Below are 22,961 nucleotides of genomic sequence, written 5' to 3' on the forward strand. Positions count from 1 at the left end.
CAAACTATGCAGAAAATTTTGATTTTAATTAACGACGGACCATACGGGACAGAGAAAGCATATAACGGATTACGTTTGGCCAACCAGTTGAACAAAGCCCACGAAGATGTGGAAGTACGGATTTTTTTGATGGCCGATGCTACATCGTGTGCCGTAGCCGGACAAACCACACCAAACGGGTATTACAACATCGAACGAATGATGAAGTCCTCCATTAAAAAGGGCGCCAAAGTAAAAATCTGTGGCTCATGTGCCGATGCCCGCGGATTGAAAAATACCCCGCTCATTGAAGGAACTGAAATCAGTACCATGCCCGAGTTAACCGAATGGGTGGTGGACAGCGATAAAGTGATCACTTTCTGAGAAATAAAAATCAGCAAGCCAGGTGTCCGTTCATTTTTTCTGAAGAATAAAAACCCGGTCCCGGTAATTTTTCAGCAAAGTAAAACCATAATTCCGGGAAATAAACTCAATGGTTTCCAGGTTGTAAAAAACCACATGCGTGGGATCGGTGGCATACCGCCAGCTTTTAAATTTGGTTGTATCCTTCCAGGGTTGTGTCATAACCACGAGAATTCCTTCCGGTTTGAGCAAGCCGCTTAATTTGCACATTTCATCGGCTGGTCTGAAAAAATGCTCGAAGCACTCGGTGGCAAAAATAAAATCGAACTTTCCCGTCGGTGGTTCAGGGAAAAAGATGGGATCGTAAAATTCACAATTATAGCTTTCTTTTTCGAGCAGCCGGTTGAGCGTGGGTACCGGGCCACAACCGTAATCAAGTCCCTGATAATCGGGCTTTAAATAGTTTAACACAGGTTTTATGGCCCGGTTCAAATGTTGCACATACCCTTTATCGTTTATACTGTTGTCATGCTCCAGGTAACGATCTTTTTCCACATCTCGCTCCGGACGGTTAATTCTCTTTTCAAATACCAGCTTACAGTTTTCGCACAGATATAACCTGCGGCCCTGAGGACCTTCTATTTCGGGTTGAAAACTTTTTGTATAACACAGCGGACAAATTTCCATAGACTATTCTCCATTCAAAAAAAGTGATTTCTCCTCTACAAACGTAATACTCAACTTGTGCATGGCGCGTGTACAGGCAATGTAAAACAAGCTGCGATCGTTGGAACTGTGGTAATTTTTTGCATCAGCGCCGGGCACTACCACCTCATCAAACTCCAGTCCTTTCGACATGTGCACCGAGCAAACAATTACCCCGCCCGAAAAAGCCGCGCTTTCTTCTGTAAGTAATATAGCATCCGGAAATTCTTCCGATAACTCATTATGAATTTGGGCGGCCTGTTTCTGGGTTTTACAGATAATTCCCAGCGAGTGGTGCTCTGATTCTTTGAACGCAGCAATGCGTTCCTGGATCAATTTCAACTCCCCTGCCCTGTTTTTGCAATGAATAACAGCCGGTTCTTCGCCGTGTCGTTCCATGGCTTCCATTTCGGTGTTGGGAATAATTTTTTGGGCAAATGAGGCAATTTCATAAGTAGAACGGTAGCTTTTGTTCAGTTTCATCACATCGGCACCGGGAAATACTTTGGCAATTTCTTCGGAAGACGACGAACTGTAAGTGTTCACCGACTGGCTGGCATCGCCCAGAATGGTTTTTTTGCAGGGAAATAACCGCGCTAAAACGGCATATTGCACCGGCGTGTAATCCTGCATTTCGTCCACCAGCAGGTGTTTCACCTTACTGAACGAACCCGCGCCTTCCAGTTTCATTTTCAGGAAAATAAGCGGAAAGACATCGGAATATTCGTACGCACTTTTGGCGGCCATTTTCAGCATTTCCGGCATTTCTAACCATTCGTAAAAATCTTTGTACAGCGCCCGCAAATTCGTGATGCGGAACATATTTTTAACTGATTTGCGCAGTTCGTTGCGTTCTTTTCCCGAAATTTCGTAATTGTTGTAAAACAGCAGATCACGCTCGATGTCTTCCACCACTTTATTGAAACGGCTAAACAAAGGCACCCGGTGCCATTTCCGGAAATGTTCTTCAATGTAATCTACAGGAACAGGATTCCTTTTTACCATCAGCATTTCGGGTTCAAAATAGTTGTTTTCGATGTGTGCCAGGTACTCGTTCAGTTTTTTCACAAATCCGAAGGTGGATTTAAACTGAATGCGTTCGCGAAAAGCCTCATTGTTTTTCTCCAGAAGCGCGGAAACCTGCTGGAAAAAGGTTTGAAACCGATATTTTCCATCCAGCAGGTTGGCGGCCAGCTCTTCCATCCCCAGTTCAGGAATTTTCTCTTCACCCAACTCGGGTAACACGTTTGAAATGTAGTCGGCAAACACCTTGTTAGGAGAAAGAATCAAAATGTCTTCGGAAGAAATATCTTCGCGGAAACGGTACAACAAAAAAGCGATGCGATGCAAGGCGATGGAGGTTTTCCCCGAGCCGGCCACCCCCTGAATGATCAGCTCACGCGAGGTTTCGTTGCGGATGATGGCATTCTGGTTACGCTGAATAGTGGCCACGATATGGTTCATTTTATCGTCCGATGCTTTGCTCAACTCCTTCTGCAAAATATCGTCGTGAATGTTGAGCGAACTTTCCAGCATGTACTCCATTTTCCCATTGCGGATACGGTATTGCCGTTTCAGCAAGATGATTCCATCCACTCTGCCATCCGGAGTTTCGTAGTACGCCGGGCCATTTTCAAAATCGTAAAACAGCGTGGAAATGGGCGCCCGCCAGTCGTGAATCAGGTTGGCTTTTTCTGCTTCATCAAAATAAGCATGAACTCCTACGTAAACAGGAAATGCCTGCCCGTTGCCATTTTCCGAAAAATCGAAGCGGCCAAAGTAGGGAGATTTGAGCAGTTTCTGAATTCGTTTTTTGCGCTCCAGGGCAGCTTCACCGGTTAATGCGGCGGTTGTTACCGATTGCCGTACGGCATTTTTCTCCACATGATCCATGTCGGATTTATTCTCGTACAGGTAATTTTTCTGTTCCTGCAAATCTTTGGTATATCCCGAAACTTTATTGTCAATTTCTTCCAGGGCATTGTTCAGTTTTTGCGTTACTGCATTTAAATATTCCCGTTCTTCGGCTTCTGTTTTGTGAATCATGTTTTCCCTTCTCCTTTAAAGTACCTCGATTTCAGGATGCCTGTGCACCCCGTCAATCAAACAAAAAATTGTGGATTGAATTATTCCGGCCTTTGAACAAACCGGTTATGATGTTAATGTTTGTTTTTCACATTGCGGTGCAAAAATAGCAAAATCGGGTTGACAGATGGGAAAAGCCAGTCAGGCTTAACAAAAATGTAAGTTTGCGGAAAATTATCGATTTCCTCATGTACCTTTCATTTTTTTGACAGTGCGGATTAGGTAAAAAAATGCAGCCACTCCGGAGATGACATTGGCGGTAAAGGCGGCCCAAAACACACCGGGCAACTCAAACAGAATACTTCCCAGCCAGGCAAGAGGAACATAGATCCCCATCATGCGAAGGAATGAAAAAAACGCGGAAGGCAACGGTTTTTTAAGGCCGTTGAAACTGGCCATGCTGAGCATCACCAATCCCTGAAATCCGTAGCTCATCCCCACAATTTTCAGATAATCGGAAGTAATGTCAATAACCGCTTGATTATCGGAAAATAATGCAGAAACGGAATCGGCAAAAAGTAGAAATCCCACAAAAATTAAAGCACCCCAGCTCAACGAAAAGATTCCCGCATATTTTAACGCCTGAAAAATCCTTGAAAATTTATGCTGACTGATATTCTGCCCCATATAAATAATCATCACAGAGCCCAGCGCTGAGATCATCATGAGGGCAAAGGTTTCAACACGCGAAGCCACACCGAAAGCTGCCACTGCCTCTTCGCCAAAACCGGCAATAATTCGGGTAATCAGTCCGAGCGAAATGGGAGTAATCAACAAAGCCAAGCTTGCAGGACCGGCAATGTACAATACTTCGCCCCAGGTTTTCAAAATTTCAGAAATACGGCCAATGCTCCGGGTCAACAAATTTTCGCGGCGAATGAGGATAAAAAGAATAAAAATCAGGCTTGCTCCTCTTGAAATAACTGTAGCAAGGGCGGCACCTTTTATGCCCATTTCGGGAAACGGGCCAATGCCAAAAATCAGCAAGGGGTCGAGAATGGCATTGATTACCGCCGCCAGAACCATGAGCATCCCGGGATAAAAAGTGTCACCGGTGGCGCGTACAATGTTGTTTCCAATCATGGGCACCACTACAAATGCAACCCCATAGTACCACACACTCATGTAATCGTTGATGTATCCCAAAATTTCGGGAACTGCTCCAAGTGCGGAAAATAAGGATTTGATGGTTAACAGGCCGAAAATCACAAATACCACAACAATAATGACACCCAGAAAAACTGCACGGCTGGCCATCCGGCGCACAATTTCGCGCCTGGTACTTACAATGTTGCGCGATACGAGCGAGGAAGTTCCAATACCTATTCCGTGAGCCAGACTATTCACAAACATGATAACCGGAAAACAAAACCCGATGGCTGCCAGCTGCTGCACTCCCAGCCGCCCGATGAAATAGGTGTCCACCAGGTTGAAAATCACCATGCCTGCCAGGCCCAGCAACATGGGCCAGGTAAGGCTTGTCAACTGCCTGCCAATATTTCCCTCGGTGAGGTTTTTATTAACTTTCGGCATTTTACAAATATTGCGTATAAAAATGAATTGAAAGAATATTTCGAGGCTTAATCCTTTGGAGGGTTAAAATCTGTTACTTCAAAAATTTTAACTTTGTAGAAACGGATCTGAAAATGAAAAAACAATACCTTCCTGTTATCCTTTCATCATTGCTGGTTGCGTTTTTGCTGCTGGGGTATTTCATGAAAGACAACCTTAACAACTTTATTTCTGAAAAAATGAGGGAATCGAATCAAAGCGGGGAGGTTATTTCGGGGGAACAGTGGGTGGATTCACTTTTCAACTACACGCAAAACAATAAAAATTTTGAATACACGCTGCTGCAATTCAAATCCACCGGATGCACCATTTGTAAACAAATGAAACCTGAACTGGAAAAAGTAGAAAACACACCGGGCGAAAAAATAAATGTCGTTGTGCTGAGTGTAATGAACGCAAACAGCCAGAATGTGATGAAATATTTCGGGATTTCGGCAGTTCCCACCCATTTGATTCTCGACAAACAGGGAAAGGAGATTTTCAGAAAATACGGATTTATTTCAGGAGAAAAATTACTGCAAAAAATACAATGACCCAAAAACAGAACTGTTCTTTCTAAATTTGCGTTTTCTGCTCCACCCAAATCAACTTGCTGGTATTGTATCCGCGCTCTTCTGCCTTTGAAAGAATGTCATTCAGCGTTTCTTTTTCAAGCTGAGGTGTGCGGCTTAAAATCCACAAATATTTATCGGACGAACTTCCGATTAGTACCCACTGGTAATCTTCGTCAAGTTCGAGAATAAAATAATCGGCATAAAAAATCCAGAAAAAGGAGACTTTCAACTTTCCGGGGGCTTTTTCAGGATTAGGCTGCTTTGCTTTTCCAATGGCTTCATTATATTTTCCATCGAGGCTGTTTTTGAAGCCCGCGTTCACCACTTTTATTTTTCCGTCGTCGCGATAAGAATAGGTAGCCGTTACGCCAACCAAATCACGCTCAAAAGAGTGATCATACCGGGCAATTTCGTACCACTTTCCGAGGTACCTGTCCAAATCGAGTTCGTTAATTGTAGTTGTATCCACTGTTGTCTGTGTTGTTTTACATCCCGTGTTTAATCCTGAAAATGCAGTAACAACTGACAAAATAACCAAAAGTTTTCTCATTCTATGAAATTTCAAACTGATACTTTATTTGTCAGCTTTTTTTTCTCCATCCTGTGCAATTCTGCGCATCATTTCCATGCACATTCGGCTGTTGTGGTACGGTGCTTTCCAGCCGTTTACTTTGTCATTGGGCAGGGTTTTCAGTTCAGCATCCACTCCCCAAAACCACTCCCCTTTTTCAGAGTCGATAATGTATTTCTGAATAAAACCCCAGCTTTGCCGGGTGAGTCCGAGGTAATTCTCCTCGCCAGTCAGTTGCCAGGCATTGAAAAACCCGACTACCGCTTCTGCCTGCGGCCACCAGTCGAACTGTTCCTGCAAGTGATCGCCATCTTTTTCATAATACAATCCTCCGTTTTCATCTAATCCTTCATTTTTAGTCACTTCAGCCATTTTGATGGCCACTTTCTCCACTTCTTCAATCAGTTCCTCGTCGCCCAAAACTTCGGCAGCCTCGCAAAGCAGCCAGCTTCCTTCAATATCGTGACCGTAGGAATCGATGTCAGAACGCACGGTCCAGTCGGCATCAAAAAACAGGTGGAAATGATAAGTTTCCGCATCAATAATTTTATCGAGAAAAAGGCGAATGAGATGGCGCAGCTGCTTTTCCGACTCTTCGGTTTTCCAAATCCGGTACAGGTTGGTGTAGGCTTCCAGGATATGAAGGTGTGTATTCATCGACTTTTTCACATTCAGTTCTTGGGGGCTCAGTCGCTGGTCGTCGGTTTCTTCCCAGTCGGCAGTTTTGGCCTCAAAATATCCGCCAAATTCGTTGTCGAAAGCAAATTTTTCCATTAGCATGAACATTGACTCCGCAATTTGCTTCGCCGTTTTATCTTTAAAAGCAAGGTAATATTCTGAAAGTGCATAAATGAAAAATGCTTCGGCATAAAACTGCTTTTTGGTATCCACGGGTGTGCCTTCAGGATTAACGCTCCAATAAATTCCCCCGTTAACCGGATCCCAAAACGATTCCTTCAAAATGCGAAATGCCTCATCGGCCATTTTTTGGTAAACAGCTGTTGGATAATGGCGGTAAGCCGCAGCATAAGTCCACATAATTCGCGTAATAAAAACAGCAGAAAGCGGCGCTTCCGGAAATTTCTCACCATTGTTGGTAATCCGCCCGAAAAAGGTTCCCCGTTTCGGATCATAAACTTCTTTTGCCCAGTAGTTCAGGATGTTATCGGTGAGTTCATTTTCAAACTCCTTTTTTAACTTATTTAAATTCATGCAAATAGAATGAGTTTACAAATAAATTTCGGCTAATCTTTTTCAAACAGATAATCGGATGATTTTAAATTCAGCTTCCCCGCATTTTCTTCTATCATTAATCCCAACATAGTAAATCCACCGCCACGTATCACAACATCACTTTTCATGCTCACTCCAAAGTTTTCGCTGCCAAGTTTTTTTTCAGCTTTCCAGGTCCAGGTAATAGGTATTTCATTCTTCCTGTTTTTCATCTCATAAACCATGGTACCTGTTGAGTCCGCCTTCAACTGAAATGAAAGCACAGTTTGAGTCTCCTTCTCCTCATTTTTATCTTTAATCGTTTCGTAGGATTTCCCGGCAATTTGCCAGCTCCCGACAACATCCTTACGATTTGCATCACTTTCACCCGAACTACCTGACATCATACAGGATGCAACAGTGACAGCTAAAATTACGATTAACAATAATTGATTTTTCTTCATATTCATTCAGATTAATTTTATTAAAAAAATAAGTTTTTATCGTGACCCGGGAAAAATATCCCGGCATCGATACGAACCCTGTCCAGCGTTTCCATCAGGTCGAGGCTCATTTGCCAGGGCATTCTGTCGCTTTCAATTTTACCGGCATCGAGGCAATCCATCACATGCGCAGCTTCGTACTGGTAACCAAAACCTTCCTTGTGTTCCGACGGATAATTCACGGGCTCTTCACCTTTTTTCCAAACGGTAATATTTGTAGGCACAAACCATTTGGGATTTAAAACCAGGTAGCCGTTTTCGCACCAATACTCAGTTTGAGTGGGCGAAAAAGAAGCAAAGCTGGAAGTGAGGCTGGCCATTTGGCCATTTTTGTATTTGAATATCATACTGATACTTTCTTCCGAACCAGTTGAAGCAAAATCGGCAAATGTTTTTATGATTTCAGGTTTCCCCAGCGAAGTAAGCGCCGCAAATACAGGATATATTCCAATATCGAGCAGCGACCCGCCACCAAGATTCACGTTGTAAAGCCGCTTCTGAGGATCGAAAACTCCGTTGAATGCAAAATCGGAACGAACCGTTTTTAGCTTACCCAACTCACCGGATTTGATAATTTCCATTGCCTTTTTGAAACTCGGCTGAAACATGGTCCAGAATGCCTCCATTAAAAACGTGTTGTTTTTCTGTGCAACAGCAATAATTTCCGAGGCTTCATTCCGGTTCATTGCAAAAGCTTTTTCGCACAAAACGGCCTTTTGGTTTTCCAGGCATAGCAGGGCGTGCTCGCGGTGATGCGAGTGAGGCGTGGCCACATACACCACATCCACTTTCGGGTCGTTCACCATCTCTTCGTAACTCCCGTAAGCTTTTTCATATCCAAATTCGCCGGCAAAACCTTTTGCTTTTTGAAGGTTGCGCGAAGCAGCCGCGTAAAGATTTGCATTGGGCAGCAATTTTAAATCGTTACTAAACTTTTTGGCAATATGACCGCAGCCTAACACGGCCCAGTTGTAAGTTTTTTCCATAATTTTAATATTTCTCCAAAAGTACGAAGTGTTTCACGTTTTCCAATTTTTCTGAAACCAAAGGCTCAGTCATATCCTCACTTTGAGTGAGGGTATGACTTATTGCGATCTATTAATTCATTAATTTTCTTCACACTTTCGGCCGAACGCAATCCGTCTTCCGGAGTGTTCAGACAATAATCCACCAGCCGCTCGATGGTTGAAGTGGCCACGTGCATGCGCGTATCGGATGAACCGTAATAAATAAAAACCTCATCTTTTTCGTTTCGAATCCAACCGTTGGCGAACAAAACGTTCGAAACATCGCCGATGCGCTCCTCCCCTTCCGGTGCCATAAAATACCCGCCGGGTCTCGCAATCACTTTCGACGGATCTTCCAGGCTTGCCACAAACATGTACAACACATACCGCAATCCAGCCGCACAGCTACGCACACCATGTGCCAGGTGCAGCCATCCTTTTTCAGTTTTCAGCGGTGCCGGGCCCTGCCCGTTTTTCAGTTCTTTGATGCTGTGGTACACTTTCTCATCGATGATTTCTTCGTGCAGCGCTTCGGCTTTGGTGATGTCGTCAACCAGAGCCCAGCCAATGCCGCCACCGCCGCCCACTTCAATGAACCCATCCTGCGGGCGGGTGTAAAAAGCATATATACCATCCACAAATTCGGGATGCAACACCAGGTTTCGCTGTTGTCCGTGGTGCGAAATGAAATCGGGCAGGCGTTCCCAGTTCACCAAATCTTTGGTGCGTGCAATTCCGCCACTGGCGGTTGCCATGGAGGTGTCGCCCTTTGGTGCCGAAGAATCTTTCCGTTCGGCACAAAAAATACCGTAAATCCAGCCGTCTTCATGCTGAACTACCCGCATGTCGTACACATTTGTATCGGGTTCATCCGTTTCGGGTAGGACTATGGGGCGTTTCCAAAACCGCCAGTTGTCAATTCCATTCGGACTTTCAGCCACAGCAAAAAACGATTTGCGGTCCCAACCTTCCACGCGGGCTACAAGTAAATATTTCCCATCAAGATAAATGGCACCGCTGTTAAACGCTGCGTTAATTCCAATCCGTTGCATTAAAAACGGATTGGTTTCGTAATTTAAATTGAACCGCCACTCCAGCGGCGCATGTTCGCCGGTTAGTATCGGACGTTTATAGCGTGTATAAATTCCGTTATATGCCTTTTTTTGCGGTTTATTCTTTTTCGTCAGCAACTTCACATGCTGCTTTTTCAGTTTTTCCAGTTGCTTATTGAACTCTTTTTTTGATGGGATCATATTATTGCTTTTAATTTTTTAAACTTCGAAACCTGAACAACAAACCACAAACTTCGAACTACAAACTACTTATCCGGCAGCCTGTCCCACCATGTTTTTTTGAGAATAAATCCGCAAATCAGCGTAATAATGATTGTTATCCAGATGGGCAGTGTCTCTTTCAATATGATATAAATAGGCAGCGCTACCAGCGCAGTTTGGGCGATAGTGCCCAGCAACACATTTAGCATATCGCGTTTGAAATTTTTATTGGGCACAAATGTGGGATCTTCGGCCATTACTTTGCGTTTGATGGGGCCCCAAAATCCCCAGGGATTCACATTTTTGTAAAATCCCTTCAGGGTTTCTTCATCAGTTGGTTTGGTAAGAAATGTTCCGAGCAGCGCACCAACAATTGAAATGAGCAGCAGCCACGGGAAGTAGTATAAATCGAGCGTTTCAGAAAAAACATAGGGGAAAATCAGCGCCGGGATTAATCCGGTAACCATTCCCCAGAAATAGCCGTACCCGTTGAACCGCCACCAGTACCATTTCAGTACGTTGGAAACCACGTAACTACCGTAAAGCGCCGACACAATCCACTGCAGTACGCTGTTGACATCCTGCGCAAAAACGCCGAAAATGATACTGACAATCACCACCAGAACGCCGGTAATGTAATTCATGTTGCGGGTTTCGATATTCGACGCATCGGGTTTGATGTAGCGCAGGTAAATATCGTTTACAAGGTATGCCTGGGCTGCATTGAGTGTTCCGGCAAAAGTGGAGTTAAATGCCGCCAGCAACCCGGCCAGCAGCAATCCCATAAAACCGATGGGCACAAATTCTGAAATGGCCGACGGTAAAATCTGTTCGAAATCAATTTGGCCGGCCACCATCAGGTTCAGCCGATCGTAATACAGCAGCCCGAGAATGGCAAAACCTGCAATCATAAAATAGCGAATGGGCATCAGCACGACTGAAACAAATCCGCTCATTTTAGCGGCTTCTTTGGGCGATTTTGTGGAAAGAATTTTCTGCATATCGTAGGTTGGCGCCGGTCCGGCCAACGAAACCAGGACACCTTTGAAAACCATCATCATAAAAAAGATGGAAAAGAGCGAATAGCCGTCGCTGGCAATTTTGGCATTCACTTCATCGATGGTTCCGCGCCAGTCGAGGTCGAGCTCCCGGCCGAAAAAGGGCGAGTGCCAGCCATCGGGTACTTGCAGTGTTTCCACCGCCATGGCTTTCATGGCGAGGATGCCGATCAAAATAGCAGAAATGGTCATGATAACATACTGCAGCACATCGGCCCACACGATGCTGGACATTCCGCCCAACACCGCGTAAAACACGGCAAACAGCGTAAAGGCAATTCCGTAAATATGGGGTACGTATTCCAGCGGAACTTCAAACGGAATGTAGGGTGCCACCACATCCCACGGGATAAAAATCATGACAAATTTCCCCAGCCCGATAAACCCGTAGGCGAGGTAGCCGAGACACATAATGAGTGCAAACACCACCACCACCCCGTGCGAGAGGTTACTGTCGCGCCGGCGGCCAAAGCGGGTGTTTATCCATTCGGCACCGGTAGTTACTTTCGAGCGGCGCAGCCAGATACTCAGAAACACCATCAGAAAAATCTGGTTAAAAACCGGCCAGAGCCAGGGAATCCAAATACTTTTCAGCCCGTAAACAAACAGCAGCGTTACCAGCCACATGGTGCCAGAAATATCGAACATACCCGATGCGTTGGAAAGGCCGAGCATGTACCAGGGCAGTTTGTTTCCGCCCAGCAGGTAGTTGGCTTTGCTTTTCTGGGCTACTTTTTTAAGAATGAGGCCAATAAAAACGGTGGCAAGGAGGTAGGCAAAAATTATGACAATGTCGATAATCGTGAGTTTCATTTCCGGGTCTGTTAGTTATTGGTTTATAATCAAGATTGCAATAAAAATATAGTTTTTGTCAAAAATACAATTTTACATCAAATTTCCACATAGCTAACCATTATTTGGATTAAACAGATTTTCAGTTACCGAGCAGCATTCTTCAGTAACTCTTCAAAGGTTTCCGGTTTGGCCAGAATTTTCCGGTTTGCATCGATTAAAAACATAGTGGGCGTGGCAAATACATTGTAGTCTTCTGTAACTTTCCCGTCCCACATTTTAAGATCCGAAAGGTTATAAAACTCTTCGAACCCTGCTGTAGTAACTGCATTTTTCCACTCTTTTTCAGAAGTATCGAGCGAAATGGCTATAATTTCAAAATTGCCGGGGTTAAATTGCCGGAACCAGGTTTTAACTCGGGGCAGCAATTCAACACAGTGGGGGCACCAACTGGCCCAAAAAATAATAAGGTTGCGGCTTTCCTGCACATGCGAGAAAGTCAGCGGCTGGCCTTTAATATTGTCCATTGTAAAATCGGGGACAAAAGTTCCGGGCTTCATTTTCTGGTATTCCAGCTTGCGCTCAAGTGTGGTTTTTTCGTCGGTCTGACAAATATTATCGCTGTAATTTTCCGCAATGTAGGTCAATACATTTTCCATGCCCAGTCCTTCAAAACCATTCACCAAATAATTTAAAATGAATTCTGCTACTCTTTCATTTCCTTTTTGAGCACTGGCCATTATCCTATCAACTGCTTCAATATAAGCCCCTTCTCTTTGTTCTTGATTGTAGCCAGGCTGGTTATAACTTACCAGGAACTCAAAAACCTTATCGGTTAAAACCGGGGAATTAATCAGCGATTCATCTGAAAAATCAATGTAGCTGAAATACTCCTGCTGAACCGAATTCTTCCGTTCTCCTGCATTCAGATACCCGTCGCGGAAAGGTTGCCTGAAGGATTGAATGAGCCGTGCAGTAAAAAGGTTTTGGTTTTCTTTTACCGTATTTTCCACAAACATATTGCGCTCCATTTGCAGTTGATTGAACGCATTGGCTTTTTGATCGGCCTGCTGTTCCAACTCCTGCAAGTTTGTGGTATTCCCTCCTGATGATCTGGCTTCAACAACCCTCGACTTGTAATAATCCACTTCCTTTTCCAGCAATTCCATCTCTTCTGTCAGCAATTGTTCTTTCTGCAAAAAATCAAACCACACGCGGTTTTCTACCGATTCGTGAACCTGCAGGCTGTCCAGCGGGGCTTTAAAATCAGTTTCTAAAACAATATTTTCTTTATTGAAAATAAAATCGAGTTGCTGCGGCGGTTCGTTCATTACTTTTGCGTAAGTGGTTTGGCCGAGCATGAGCCTGTAAACCCCTCTTACGGCATTGTCAGAAAAATGAAAATGAAAGTTCTTCAATGCAGGTTCAGCTACTGAAGAAGGATCCCGTAATACAGGCTGCGCTTTCAGCGTGTCGAGCGGCAGAAAATTATCACCCCTTAAAGTGCCCAGAACAGCAGGGGCAGCGGGTTGATTTTTCACAATTACCTGCAATGTAAAAGGCTGGGGTGCAGCTGAGCCACAAAACAAAACTAACGATGTTGCAATCAAAAAAAACACCTGTTTTATCATATAATGGATACTTTTTGATCTCAAAGATTTAACCGATCAAAAGTAGTAACTTTTAGAAAATCTACAACATAGCAAAAAGTGGCTTTCCCCGTGGTTTCTGGTTTCAGAACCGGTAAAAATGGCACAAATTGAATTGGGATTGTGTACAAAATTTTAGGCAATTTACCCGGAAATCTGCTTTTAAGTATCACTTTTGTTCATGCATTTATTGAAACGGAGCGCTTGATAATTTATTTTTGGTCTAACCAGTTCAATTCACTAAACAAGCTAATGAGAATTGAATAAAAATTTTAATTTTGCTTTGATGTCTGAAAGACCAAAAACCGTTGAGTTTAATATTCTAAAATAATAGTAAATCAGTAAAACTTTTCATTATGAACAAGATGAACCGAAGAAACTTTATTGGAAAAGCAGCTGCCGGCGCAGCAGCAGTAACCATTATTCCACGACATGTAATGGGCGGGAAAGGATTTGTTGCTGCCAACGATCGTATTAACCTGGGATTCATTGGAACCGGGAAACAAGTTTACACGCTGCTCAATGGTATTGGCGGCTGCAAAGAAACAGCCGTTGTTGCTGCCTGCGACGTTTTTGACAGCAAGCTGAACAAATTCATCGAATCGGCCAACAAAAAAAATACAGACAAAGGGCTGAACGCAAAAGTTGACAGCTACCACTTCTATCGCGAGCTGTTGGAACGCAGCGATGTGGATGCCGTTGTAATTGTCACTCCCGACCACTGGCACGCACAAATTGCTGTTGATGCCGCCAAAGCAGGAAAAGATATCTACTGCGAAAAACCACTGGCACTTACAGTTGCCGAAGGCCGTGCCATGGTAAACGCCACCCGCAAATACGACCGCGTGTTCCAAACCGGCAACATGCAGCGCTCATGGCGCGATTTCCGCCATGCTGTTGAGTTAGTTCGCAACGGTTATATTGGTGAAATTAAAGAAGTTAACGTGAGTGTTGGCGAACCGGTAAAACAATGCGATTTGCCCACACAACCGGTTCCCGAGGGGCTGGATTGGAACGAATGGGTTGGCCCGTCGCTTTACCGGGGTTACCACGAAGATTTAGCGCCAGTGAGCACCGACGGCCCGTGGGCATGGTGGCGTGGCTACCGGAATTTTGGCGGCGGCCTGATTACCGACTGGGGTGCCCACATGTTTGATATTGCCCAGTGGGCACTTGGCATGGACGAATCGGGTCCCGTGCAATTTTTACCTCCTGCCGACCCGACACAGGACAACGGACTTACAATGGTTTATGAAAATGGTGTAAGAATGAACCACAAACAATGGGGCGGCGAGGGTGATTACAATGCAGTGCAGTTTATTGGCACAGAAGGACGAATTGAAGTAAGCCGCAGCTTTTTACGCACTTTCCCCAACGAAAACCTTGCAAAAGCGGAATTAAAAGATACCGATGAACGGGTTTATTTCAGCGATAATCACTACCAGGACTGGGTGGATGCCATAAAAAACCGCACCAAGCCTGTTTCGGATGTGGAAACCGGGCACCGCACCGCTTCGGTTTGTAACGTTACCAACATTGCTTATGAACTTGGGCGTCCGCTATTGTGGAACCCTGAAAAAGAGAAGTTTGTTGGCGACGACTATGCTAACCTTATGGTAGGCCGTCCATATCGTGGAAAATGGGATTACACTGATTTTTAAAAAATGAAATTGAAAATATTAACCCTGAAGGTTTTAACTACTTTCAGGGTTAGTTTACTTTTCTGTACCCTTACATTTATATTGCTTTCAGGATGTAGTACATACAAAGCATTTAACACTGTTTTTAACGAAAACTGGGATAACGAATTTCCCAATAAAGGAGGGACACCACGGCTGAAATATTATGAAGGGATACCTGTAATTCATCTTTACGGGGGGCCGCAGGAAATGGGAAGGCAATATGGTTCAATCCTTCAAAAACAACTTAACGCCCTGGCTTATATAAGCGAAAAATTCTTTCCTGAAAAAACGCTTAACAGCTATTTCGAGAAAGCCACTAAACTAAAAGAACAACTTCCCCCTGAAACGGTTGCCTTTATTACAGGAATGGCAGAAAACTCGGGAGTGGAATACCTCAAACTACTGGCCCTCAATACAGTTCCAAAAGCAACGTGCAGTGTGTTGGCTGTATGGGGAGATGCCACCAATGACGGACAATTACTAATGGGAAGAAACGCGGACTACAATTTCAAAAAAATTAATAAAGCACTGGGCCTGACAGTGGTAAAACATCCCCACCATGGTTATGCCACTGTTGCTTCCTCTTTTCTTGGATTGGCCGGCACATTCACCGGAATTAATGAAAAAGGCGTATGCTACGGCAACATGCTTGTTTACAACGGTTTTGAAGACGAAGACAAATTTGACGGCCTGCCCGTGCAGCTTGCAATGCAATATGCAGCTGAAAAAGCCGGCTCAGCAGACGAAATGATAAAAATTTTAACGGAACAGCAACACCTAGTGCCGGTAAATGTAATGTGTGCCGACAGTACCGAAGCTCTGCTTGCCGAATTGGGGCAACAAAACTTTGCCATTAGAAAAGGCAGCAAAGGAGTTTTAGCAGCATCCAACTATTTCTACTCCCCCGGGATGTTTGAAGAAACAGTGACTGACAAACGGTTCTCTCAGTTAATGCTTGAAGCCCGTGATAACTACGGGACATTTAATTTTGGCAACCTGAAAAAAGCCATGCATGCAGCCCGTAAACCCAGAGAAAACCTTCAGTGCATCCTGTTCGAACCTGCCAAAATGCAGATACATGTCAGCATGAATCGGGTTCCGGCAACAAAAGGGCCGTTTATTCCTTTAGATGTTAAAAAACTGCTCAGCGAATAACAAAACACACAGTGCTATAAAGATTTCCTTTTAATGAATTCAAACGGACTTTTAATCCGTCGGAAATTGCCTGAAAGAATCATCTCGGCAGCTGTTCGCCCAATTTCATCATGGTTGGTTGAAATGGTGGTTATTCCACCCTCCAAAATTTCTTTTACCGGATTGTCGTTATAGGCCACTATCCCCACATCGTGGCCCGGGATCCAGCCTTTTTCCTGTAAAATTTTTATGAAACGGTATAAATCATCATCAGCAACAATTACATACGCCTCATCTTTTCTTAAATCCTTCTCTTTTAACTCATCAATAATTGAAAATTCAAGCTCATTCACCTGGCAAAAAATCTGAAATCCGCGCATAATGTATTTCGGGTAATACTGATTTTTAGGAAAAACAAGGTTCAGCTGGTTATATTTCCGGATGAGTTCAATCCCACAAGTCAGTGCTGTTTCAATATCTTTTTCGTATTCCTGATAAACTATCGGGTAATCTTTCAGGATATCGAGATTCCGGTCTATCAGAAGTATTTTTTCGCCCGGAATTTTTCTGATAACACCGGCAACATCGGCATTTTCGTCTTTAAAATGCGGCAAAATAACGTAATAATCATAATTGGATACATGGTTGAAAATAATTTTGGCAAACTGTTCCAAATCATAATTGTATATAAAAACGTCAACGCTGGCTTTACTCCCCAGAGTTTCAATGAAAGAATAGTAGAGACTTCTCTTGTAGTTACTGAGTTTATTAAAAATCAATGCCACCTTGAGTTGCCTGCTCACATTGGTCTGATTTACATAATATCCTTTCCCGCGAACCGATGAGAGAATGCCTTTCTTTTTCAAAAAAACATACGCTTTCTCCACTGTATCGCGCGACAGCAATAACTCTTCGCTGGTTTCATTTATCGAAGGAATGCGCTGTCCCTGTTTAAAAATACCCGATTCAATATCAGAAATGACCAGATCAACGACCTGCTTGTATTTCGGAACTTCAGACTCATGATTTATCTTCAAATATTCATTCATAATTTTTGCAATAGACAGCAAAAATAAGAAACAGTTTTCAGTTAAACCAGCAGGAAATAACCGATACAGAAACAATCCGGTTTTTCTGAACTTTTTACCGGGTTACAACGTTCATTTGACTGAACTTAAACATTAGTGCAATGAAAAAATTAGCATACTTTGTTTTACTGACCTTGCTCGCTGTTTCGTGCGGGCAGGAAAATGCACCAGAAAATCACACGCTCCATCCCGACAACGACAACGGCGGACTGACATTACCCGAAGGATTCTCGGCGCTGGTAGTTGCCGACAACGTGGGCCGCGGCCGCCATATTGAAGTGAATGAAAACGGCGATATATACGTTTCGCTGCGCCAGAACGACGGCAACAGGGGAATTGCCTGTTTACGCGATACGTCGGGCAACGGAAAAGCAGATATTATTGAATATGCCGGAGAACATACAGGTACCGGTATCAAGCTCCACAACGGCTACCTCTATTTTGGTGCCGACAGTGCGGTGGTGAGGTACCCCATGCAGGAAGGTGAACTGAAACCCGGTAATTCGTGGGAACTTATTGCCCGCGGGTTTCCGCAGGAAGGCCAGCACGAAGCCAAACCAATGGAATTCGACGGACAAGGCAACATGTATGTAACTATTGGCGCTCCTTCAAACGCTTGCATGGAACAGATGCGCACCAAAGGCTCGCCGGGAATGGATCCATGCCCCATTCTTGATTATGCCGGAGGAATTTGGAAGGTAGATGAAAACAGTTTAAACCAGCATTATTTGGAGGATGGCGAACGTTATGCAACAGGAATCAGGCATGCCGTGGCCACGCGGTGGAACAATCAGGTGGGTGAATTGTATGCCGTTCAGCATGGCCGGGATCAACTTCACCAATTTTTCCCGGAAATGTACACCACCGAAGAGAGTGCCGAACTTCCGGCGGAGGAATTCTTCCTGGTAACTGAAGGTTCTGATTTTGGCTGGCCCTATTGCTACTACGACCATTTGCAGAACAGTAAAGTTCTTGCTCCCGAATATGGTGGAGACAAAACAATACAGGAACGATGCGAAAACAAAAAGCCCCCCATCATGGCCTTTCCTGGTCACATGGCGCCCAACGATTTGTTGTTCTATACCGGAGGTATGTTTCCTGAAAAATATAAAAACGGGGCATTTATCGCTTTTCACGGATCGTGGAACCGGGCACCAGAACCACAGGAAGGATTTTTTGTGGTTTTCGTTCCATTTGATGGCGAAAACCCGTCGGGCGACTGGGAAGTTTTTGCCGACGGTTTTGCAGGCACAGAACCAGTTAACAGCACAGGCGACGCGGAGTACAGGCCTTGTGGGCTGGCACAGGGCCCTGATGGTTCGCTCTATGTAGTGGACAGTAATAAAGGAAAAGTCTGGAGAATTATCCATTCATAAAATACCAAAAATAATGAGAATCAACAAAATTGCCATTTTACTGCTGGCTGTTGCTTTAAGTGCCTGCGGCGGAAAGGGAAACTCAGGCCAGCAACAATCAGAACCAACCAAACAAACCTCCGGAAATGCAGTGACTGAAACAAAATCAGCATCAGCCGACATGTCTAATCATCCCGGAAAAAAAGTGTACGATTCTGTTTGCCTGGCCTGTCACATGGCCGATGGTTCAGGCGTTCCGGGAATGCATCCTCCACTCATTGATACCGATTGGGTAACCGGCGATAAGGAACGTTTGATAAAAATTACCCTGGAAGGATTATCAGGAAAAATTGAAGTAAAAGGGGAAGTTTACAACAGCCTCATGCCTCCGCACTCCCATTTGTCGGACAAACAAATTGCCGATGTGCTGACTTACATACGGAAAAGTTTTGGCAACAACGCCTCCGAAGTGACCAAAGAAGAGGTGCAAAATGTACGGAATGACTCTTGAAAAATTTTATAATCTTTCAAAAATCCAATCCCGCGCATTCACAAATGCCTGAACCCACGGGGCAATCTCATCTTTTTTCCGGTCGATAGGATAATTAGCCCACTGCCACGGCATGAATGCACGTTCAAGATGTGGCATCATCGCCAGGTGGCGGCCGTCTCTCGAGCAAATTGCTGCGGTTGAAAAATGTGAGCCGTTGGGATTTGCCGGGTATTCATCATGGCTGTATTTCATCGGAATGTGGTATTCCATTTCATTGAACGGCAGGTAAAATTTACCTTCGCCGTGCGCCACCCAAATTCCCAGTTTCATACCTTCCATGTTACCCAGCATCACCGACTGATTTTCCAGAATATCCACATTCAGGAATGCCGATTCAAATTTGTGCGACTCGTTGTGTTCCATACGCGGTTTGATGCTGTGTTCCGGGTACACCAAATCGAGTTCCACCATGAGCTGGCAGCCGTTGCAAACGCCGAGACTAAGCGTGTCTTCACGCTTGTAAAAATTTTCGAGTGCAATGCGCGCTTTCTCGTTGTATTTAAATGCACCGGCCCAGCCTTTTGCCGAACCGAGCACATCGGAATTGGAAAAGCCGCCCACAAACACAATCATGTTGATGTCTTCCAGCGTTTCACGGCCTGCAATCAAATCGGTCATGTGCACATCTTTTACATCCATTCCGGCCAGATGCATAGCGTAAGCCATTTCGCGGTCGCCGTTCACCCCTTTTTCGCGGATGATGGCAGCTTTAATTCCCGATTTTTCGCGACGGTCCATATTGATTCCAAAGTCGGCAGCGACGCCTGAAAACGCACGGAAATCATAATCAAGTTCATGTTTTTTGTAGTTTTTGAAACGTTCCAGCGCCAGTTCTTTTCCGCTCTGATTTCGGTCGAGCAAATAAGAAGTTTTGAACCACAAATCGCGTAGCGAATCGATATCGAAATCGGTTTCATTTTCAGAATGAGATATTCTCACTTTCCGGTAAGGAACCGAATTGCCAAGCAAAATAAAACCAACTTCATTTTCTATCAGTTGTTCTTTTACTTTTTCATTATCAGCGCATTGAATAATGATCCCCGGGTTTTCGCTGAAAAGAATCTTCACGGCATCTGCTTCGTTGAAACCATCGAGGTTAACTTTCATTCCTCCTTTATTGCTACTGAAACAGAGTTCGAGCAAAGAGGTAATCAAACCTCCCGAACCAATATCGTGACCGGCCAGAATCAGCTCTTCTTCAATCAGGGTTTGAACAGTATTAAAAGCCGCAACAAATTTTTCAGGATTGGTCACATTGGGCGCTGTTTTACCAATTTGATTAATTGACTGTGCAAAAGCACTTCCGCCCAAAGCGCGTTCAGTAAAAGAAAAATCGATGAACAGAATCTCTTTCGATTCATCGTTTACCAACACCGGTTCCACAGTTTTTCGCACATCGGAAACTTCGCCCGAGGCAGAAATGATAACTGTTCCCGGTGCGTAAACCACGTCGTCTTTGTATTTCTGGGTCATCGACATGGAATCTTTCCCGGTGGGAATATTTATTCCCAACGCGCAGGCAAAATCGCTGGCAGCTTCCACTGCGTGGTAAATCCGTGCATTCTCACCCGGATTTTTCGCCGGCCACATCCAGTTGGCACTTAACGAAATACTTCTAATTTTATCGGTTAAAGGCGCCCAGATTATATTTGTCAACGCTTCTGCAATCGACAGAATTGAGCCGCTGGGTGCATCAACCAAACCTGCAACCGGCGCATGCCCGATTGAGGTGGCAATCCCCGCTTTCCCCTGATAATCGAGCGTGATAACGCCCACATTATTCAGCGGCAGATGCAATTTCCCGGCGCCCTGCTGTTTGGCAATCCGGCCGGTTACCGAGCGATCGACTTTGTTGGTGAGCCAGTCTTTGCAAGCCACCGATTCCAGTTGAATTACATTTTCAACAAGCGAATTTATTTCCTCCGGATTGTATTGTAAATTCTCAAAATCAGGATTTTCGGTTGTATCTTCCAAAACCGTTTTCGGCGGATTCCCAAACATGTAGCCCAACTGCCAGTCGATTGGTTTTTCGCCGGTTTTCGAGTTTTCGAAAGTAAACTGCATATCGCCGGTGGTCTCTCCAATTTCATACATCGGAGCCCGTTCCCGATCAGAAATGCGTTTCAGCAATTCCACATTTTCGGGTTTCATCACCAGCCCCATTCGCTCCTGCGATTCGTTCCCGATAATTTCTTTTTGAGAAAGCGTGGGATCGCCCACAGGAAGTTTTGCCGTATCAATTTTGCCGCCTGTGGTTTCCACCAGTTCCGACAGGCAGTTCAGGTGACCGCCAGCGCCGTGGTCGTGAATCGAAATAATTGGATTGTTATCCGATTCGCCCAGCGCGCGAATGGCATTGTACACCCGTTTTTGCATTTCAGGGTTGGCGCGTTGCACGGCGTTGAGTTCAATATGATTTTTAAACTCACCGGTGGCAACCGAAGAAACAGCGCCCCCGCCCATTCCAATGCGGTAATTGTCGCCGCCCAGTAAAACAACACTGTCTCCTTTCCCCGGATCATCTTTCAGACTGTCTTTTTTATTGCCGTAGCCGATTCCGCCGGCCAGCATAATAACTTTGTCGTAACCGTATTTTTTGAACGACTCAAAATGCTCGAAAGTAAGCACTGAGCCTGCGATAAGTGGCTGTCCGAATTTGTTGCCGAAATCGCTGGCGCCGTTCGATGCTTTAATTAAAATTTCTTCAGGCGTCTGGTACAACCAGTCGCGCTCTTCGGTTGACTGCTCCCACGGGCGCTGGGCTTCGGTACGCGGGTAGGAAGTCATGTAAACGGCCGTTCCTGCCACCGGGAAACTGGCTTTTCCGCCGCCTATCCGGTCGCGGATTTCACCGCCGGTTCCGGTTGATGCCCCGTTAAAAGGCTCCACCGTTGTGGGAAAGTTATGGGTTTCAGCTTTCAAAGAGAGTACGGTTTCCACTTCTTTGATTTCAAAAAAATCGGGATTATCCTGCGTTTTGGGTGCAAACTGCTGCGCCACCGGTCCCTGCACAAACGAACAATTATCTTTATAGGCCGAAACAATTTTATTGAGATTTTCTTTCGAGGTCTTTTTAATCATCTGGAAAAGTGACGATTCCATCTCTTTCCCGTCGATGACAAACGTGCCGTTAAATATTTTGTGGCGGCAATGTTCCGAATTCACCTGGGCAAATCCGTAAACCTCGCTGTCGGTTAACGGCCGCCCCATCGCTTTCGACACCGAATTGAGGTAATCAATTTCTTCGGCGCTCAAAGCGAGTCCTTCCTGTTCATTGTATGCTGCAATGTCGTCAATTTCCAGAATTGGATCGGGCTGCTTATCGATTATAAAAATATGTTGGTCGAGGTTGTTATATATGGCCTGCAACATCGGATCAAACGCTGCATTTTCATTTTCAACCCCAACAAATTCCTCTATTCTAACAATCCCTTTGATGCCCATGTTTTGGGTGATTTCAACGGCATTGGTACTCCACGGCGTGAGCATCTCTTTGCGTGGGCCGACAAACCAACCCTCCAGCTTTTCCTGTTTCAGGAATCCGGCACCGGAAAACAGCCAGGTTAATTTCTCAATGTCGTTCTGACTTAGCGGAAGAATGGCATCAACAGCGATTACAGTTTCGCCTGAAGTTTTAAAAAATTGAATCATTTTGCAGCAGTTATTTTGGTAATGAACATGTAGTTCCAAATAATTAATTAATTATTTCTGTCTCCGACAGCGATTTAGATGAACTTTATTCATATTTTTAAAATTTATGAATAGTTCAGTCTCTCCAAAAGTGGCTTTTTCCTCTTATATAAATACATTAAGTTTGAGATGCCG

18 protein-coding genes are annotated in these 22,961 nt (G+C 44.6%); 6 read left to right on the forward strand and 12 right to left on the reverse strand.

The genetic code is table 11. The features are described 5' to 3' along the window. Positions 1 to 6: 6 nt before the first annotated feature. Complete coding sequence (locus BUC07_RS17325) at positions 7 to 363, forward strand: DsrE/DsrF/TusD sulfur relay family protein (RefSeq protein ID WP_073172653.1); 357 nt, start codon at positions 7 to 9, stop codon at positions 361 to 363. A gap of 30 nt (positions 364 to 393) precedes the next feature. On the opposite strand, the gene BUC07_RS17330 is transcribed toward BUC07_RS17325, so the two are convergent. From BUC07_RS17330 to BUC07_RS17340, 3 genes are all read right to left on the reverse strand, one after another. Beyond that, a complete protein-coding gene (locus BUC07_RS17330) occupies positions 394 to 1,029 on the reverse strand; it encodes a class I SAM-dependent methyltransferase (RefSeq protein WP_073172656.1) in 636 nt (211 codons plus the stop codon). Positions 1,030 to 1,032: 3 nt separating this feature from the next. Continuing rightward, positions 1,033 to 3,093 (reverse strand): HelD family protein, encoded by a 2,061-nt coding sequence (locus BUC07_RS17335; protein ID WP_073172659.1) that lies wholly within the window; start codon positions 3,091 to 3,093, stop codon positions 1,033 to 1,035. Between the two features lie 225 nt (positions 3,094 to 3,318). After that, the gene (locus BUC07_RS17340; RefSeq protein ID WP_073172662.1) at positions 3,319 to 4,665 is read right to left on the reverse strand and encodes an MATE family efflux transporter; all 1,347 of its coding nucleotides are present in this window, start codon (positions 4,663 to 4,665) and stop codon (positions 3,319 to 3,321) included. Between the two features lie 113 nt (positions 4,666 to 4,778). Here BUC07_RS17340 and BUC07_RS17345 point away from each other — a divergent pair, with 113 nt between their 5' ends. Then, a complete protein-coding gene (locus BUC07_RS17345) occupies positions 4,779 to 5,237 on the forward strand; it encodes a TlpA family protein disulfide reductase (protein WP_073172665.1) in 459 nt (152 codons plus the stop codon). Positions 5,238 to 5,259: 22 nt separating this feature from the next. On the opposite strand, the gene BUC07_RS17350 is transcribed toward BUC07_RS17345, so the two are convergent. The 7 genes from BUC07_RS17350 to BUC07_RS17380 form a co-directional block, all read right to left on the reverse strand. After that, positions 5,260 to 5,808: a lipocalin family protein gene (locus BUC07_RS17350; protein ID WP_073172667.1), complete on the reverse strand. Its 549-nt coding sequence runs from the start codon at positions 5,806 to 5,808 to the stop codon at positions 5,260 to 5,262. A 24-nt stretch (positions 5,809 to 5,832) separates the two neighbouring features. Continuing rightward, complete coding sequence (locus tag BUC07_RS17355; protein ID WP_073172671.1) at positions 5,833 to 7,041, reverse strand: AGE family epimerase/isomerase; 1,209 nt, start codon at positions 7,039 to 7,041, stop codon at positions 5,833 to 5,835. 32 nt (positions 7,042 to 7,073) lie between these two features. Then, on the reverse strand, positions 7,074 to 7,511 hold the full coding sequence (locus tag BUC07_RS17360; RefSeq protein WP_139279629.1) for a hypothetical protein: 438 nt from the start codon (positions 7,509 to 7,511) through the stop codon (positions 7,074 to 7,076). A 14-nt stretch (positions 7,512 to 7,525) separates the two neighbouring features. Next, on the reverse strand, positions 7,526 to 8,530 hold the full coding sequence (locus BUC07_RS17365) for a Gfo/Idh/MocA family protein (protein WP_073172678.1): 1,005 nt from the start codon (positions 8,528 to 8,530) through the stop codon (positions 7,526 to 7,528). A 77-nt stretch (positions 8,531 to 8,607) separates the two neighbouring features. After that, entirely contained in the window at positions 8,608 to 9,804 is a 1,197-nt protein-coding gene (locus BUC07_RS17370; protein ID WP_073172682.1) for a glycoside hydrolase family 130 protein, read from the reverse strand. A 65-nt stretch (positions 9,805 to 9,869) separates the two neighbouring features. Further along, on the reverse strand, positions 9,870 to 11,696 hold the full coding sequence (locus BUC07_RS17375) for a sodium:solute symporter family protein (protein ID WP_073172685.1): 1,827 nt from the start codon (positions 11,694 to 11,696) through the stop codon (positions 9,870 to 9,872). 125 nt (positions 11,697 to 11,821) lie between these two features. Continuing rightward, positions 11,822 to 13,306 (reverse strand): TlpA family protein disulfide reductase, encoded by a 1,485-nt coding sequence (locus tag BUC07_RS17380; protein WP_073172688.1) that lies wholly within the window; start codon positions 13,304 to 13,306, stop codon positions 11,822 to 11,824. Between the two features lie 374 nt (positions 13,307 to 13,680). On the opposite strand from BUC07_RS17380, the gene BUC07_RS17385 reads away from it, so the two are divergent. Together BUC07_RS17385 and BUC07_RS17390 are read left to right on the forward strand one after the other, a co-directional pair. After that, positions 13,681 to 14,985 carry a Gfo/Idh/MocA family protein gene (locus tag BUC07_RS17385; RefSeq protein ID WP_217652726.1) on the forward strand — a complete coding sequence of 435 codons (1,305 nt, stop codon included), beginning with the start codon at positions 13,681 to 13,683 and terminating at the stop codon, positions 14,983 to 14,985. Positions 14,986 to 14,988: 3 nt separating this feature from the next. Further along, a complete protein-coding gene (locus tag BUC07_RS17390) occupies positions 14,989 to 16,161 on the forward strand; it encodes a C45 family autoproteolytic acyltransferase/hydrolase (RefSeq protein ID WP_073172694.1) in 1,173 nt (390 codons plus the stop codon). 14 nt (positions 16,162 to 16,175) lie between these two features. Here the strand turns inward: BUC07_RS17390 and BUC07_RS17395 are convergent, their stop codons facing one another. Beyond that, positions 16,176 to 17,189 carry a GntR family transcriptional regulator gene (locus BUC07_RS17395; RefSeq protein ID WP_073172698.1) on the reverse strand — a complete coding sequence of 338 codons (1,014 nt, stop codon included), beginning with the start codon at positions 17,187 to 17,189 and terminating at the stop codon, positions 16,176 to 16,178. 140 nt (positions 17,190 to 17,329) lie between these two features. Between BUC07_RS17395 and BUC07_RS17400 the strand changes: the two genes are divergently transcribed. Beyond that, positions 17,330 to 18,604: a PQQ-dependent sugar dehydrogenase gene (locus tag BUC07_RS17400; RefSeq protein ID WP_139279630.1), complete on the forward strand. Its 1,275-nt coding sequence runs from the start codon at positions 17,330 to 17,332 to the stop codon at positions 18,602 to 18,604. A gap of 13 nt (positions 18,605 to 18,617) precedes the next feature. After that, positions 18,618 to 19,094, forward strand: a complete 477-nt coding sequence (locus tag BUC07_RS17405) for a c-type cytochrome (protein WP_073172703.1) — start codon at positions 18,618 to 18,620, stop codon at positions 19,092 to 19,094. 6 nt (positions 19,095 to 19,100) lie between these two features. Here BUC07_RS17405 and purL read toward each other — a convergent pair whose 3' ends face one another. Beyond that, the gene (gene purL / locus BUC07_RS17410) at positions 19,101 to 22,787 is read right to left on the reverse strand and encodes a phosphoribosylformylglycinamidine synthase (protein WP_073172706.1); all 3,687 of its coding nucleotides are present in this window, start codon (positions 22,785 to 22,787) and stop codon (positions 19,101 to 19,103) included. Positions 22,788 to 22,961: the final 174 nt, after the last annotated feature.

Source organism: Tangfeifania diversioriginum (assembly GCF_900141875.1).
GTDB lineage: Bacteria > Bacteroidota > Bacteroidia > Bacteroidales > Prolixibacteraceae > Tangfeifania > Tangfeifania diversioriginum.

Excerpts from the sequence above, each read along its gene's own strand:
- BUC07_RS17325 (WP_073172653.1), top strand. The coding sequence starts at position 7 with ATGCAGAAAATTTTGATTTTAATTAACGACGGACCATACGGGACAGAG.
- BUC07_RS17330 (WP_073172656.1), bottom strand. The coding sequence starts at position 1,029 with ATGGAAATTTGTCCGCTGTGTTATACAAAAAGTTTTCAACCCGAAATA.
- BUC07_RS17335 (WP_073172659.1), bottom strand. The coding sequence starts at position 3,093 with ATGATTCACAAAACAGAAGCCGAAGAACGGGAATATTTAAATGCAGTA.
- BUC07_RS17340 (WP_073172662.1), bottom strand. The coding sequence starts at position 4,665 with ATGCCGAAAGTTAATAAAAACCTCACCGAGGGAAATATTGGCAGGCAG.
- BUC07_RS17345 (WP_073172665.1), top strand. The coding sequence starts at position 4,779 with ATGAAAAAACAATACCTTCCTGTTATCCTTTCATCATTGCTGGTTGCG.
- BUC07_RS17350 (WP_073172667.1), bottom strand. The coding sequence starts at position 5,808 with ATGAGAAAACTTTTGGTTATTTTGTCAGTTGTTACTGCATTTTCAGGA.
- BUC07_RS17355 (WP_073172671.1), bottom strand. The coding sequence starts at position 7,041 with ATGAATTTAAATAAGTTAAAAAAGGAGTTTGAAAATGAACTCACCGAT.
- BUC07_RS17360 (WP_139279629.1), bottom strand. The coding sequence starts at position 7,511 with ATGAATATGAAGAAAAATCAATTATTGTTAATCGTAATTTTAGCTGTC.
- BUC07_RS17365 (WP_073172678.1), bottom strand. The coding sequence starts at position 8,530 with ATGGAAAAAACTTACAACTGGGCCGTGTTAGGCTGCGGTCATATTGCC.
- BUC07_RS17370 (WP_073172682.1), bottom strand. The coding sequence starts at position 9,804 with ATGATCCCATCAAAAAAAGAGTTCAATAAGCAACTGGAAAAACTGAAA.
- BUC07_RS17375 (WP_073172685.1), bottom strand. The coding sequence starts at position 11,696 with ATGAAACTCACGATTATCGACATTGTCATAATTTTTGCCTACCTCCTT.
- BUC07_RS17380 (WP_073172688.1), bottom strand. The coding sequence starts at position 13,306 with ATGATAAAACAGGTGTTTTTTTTGATTGCAACATCGTTAGTTTTGTTT.
- BUC07_RS17385 (WP_217652726.1), top strand. The coding sequence starts at position 13,681 with ATGAACAAGATGAACCGAAGAAACTTTATTGGAAAAGCAGCTGCCGGC.
- BUC07_RS17390 (WP_073172694.1), top strand. The coding sequence starts at position 14,989 with ATGAAATTGAAAATATTAACCCTGAAGGTTTTAACTACTTTCAGGGTT.
- BUC07_RS17395 (WP_073172698.1), bottom strand. The coding sequence starts at position 17,189 with ATGAATGAATATTTGAAGATAAATCATGAGTCTGAAGTTCCGAAATAC.
- BUC07_RS17400 (WP_139279630.1), top strand. The coding sequence starts at position 17,330 with ATGAAAAAATTAGCATACTTTGTTTTACTGACCTTGCTCGCTGTTTCG.
- BUC07_RS17405 (WP_073172703.1), top strand. The coding sequence starts at position 18,618 with ATGAGAATCAACAAAATTGCCATTTTACTGCTGGCTGTTGCTTTAAGT.
- purL (WP_073172706.1), bottom strand. The coding sequence starts at position 22,787 with ATGATTCAATTTTTTAAAACTTCAGGCGAAACTGTAATCGCTGTTGAT.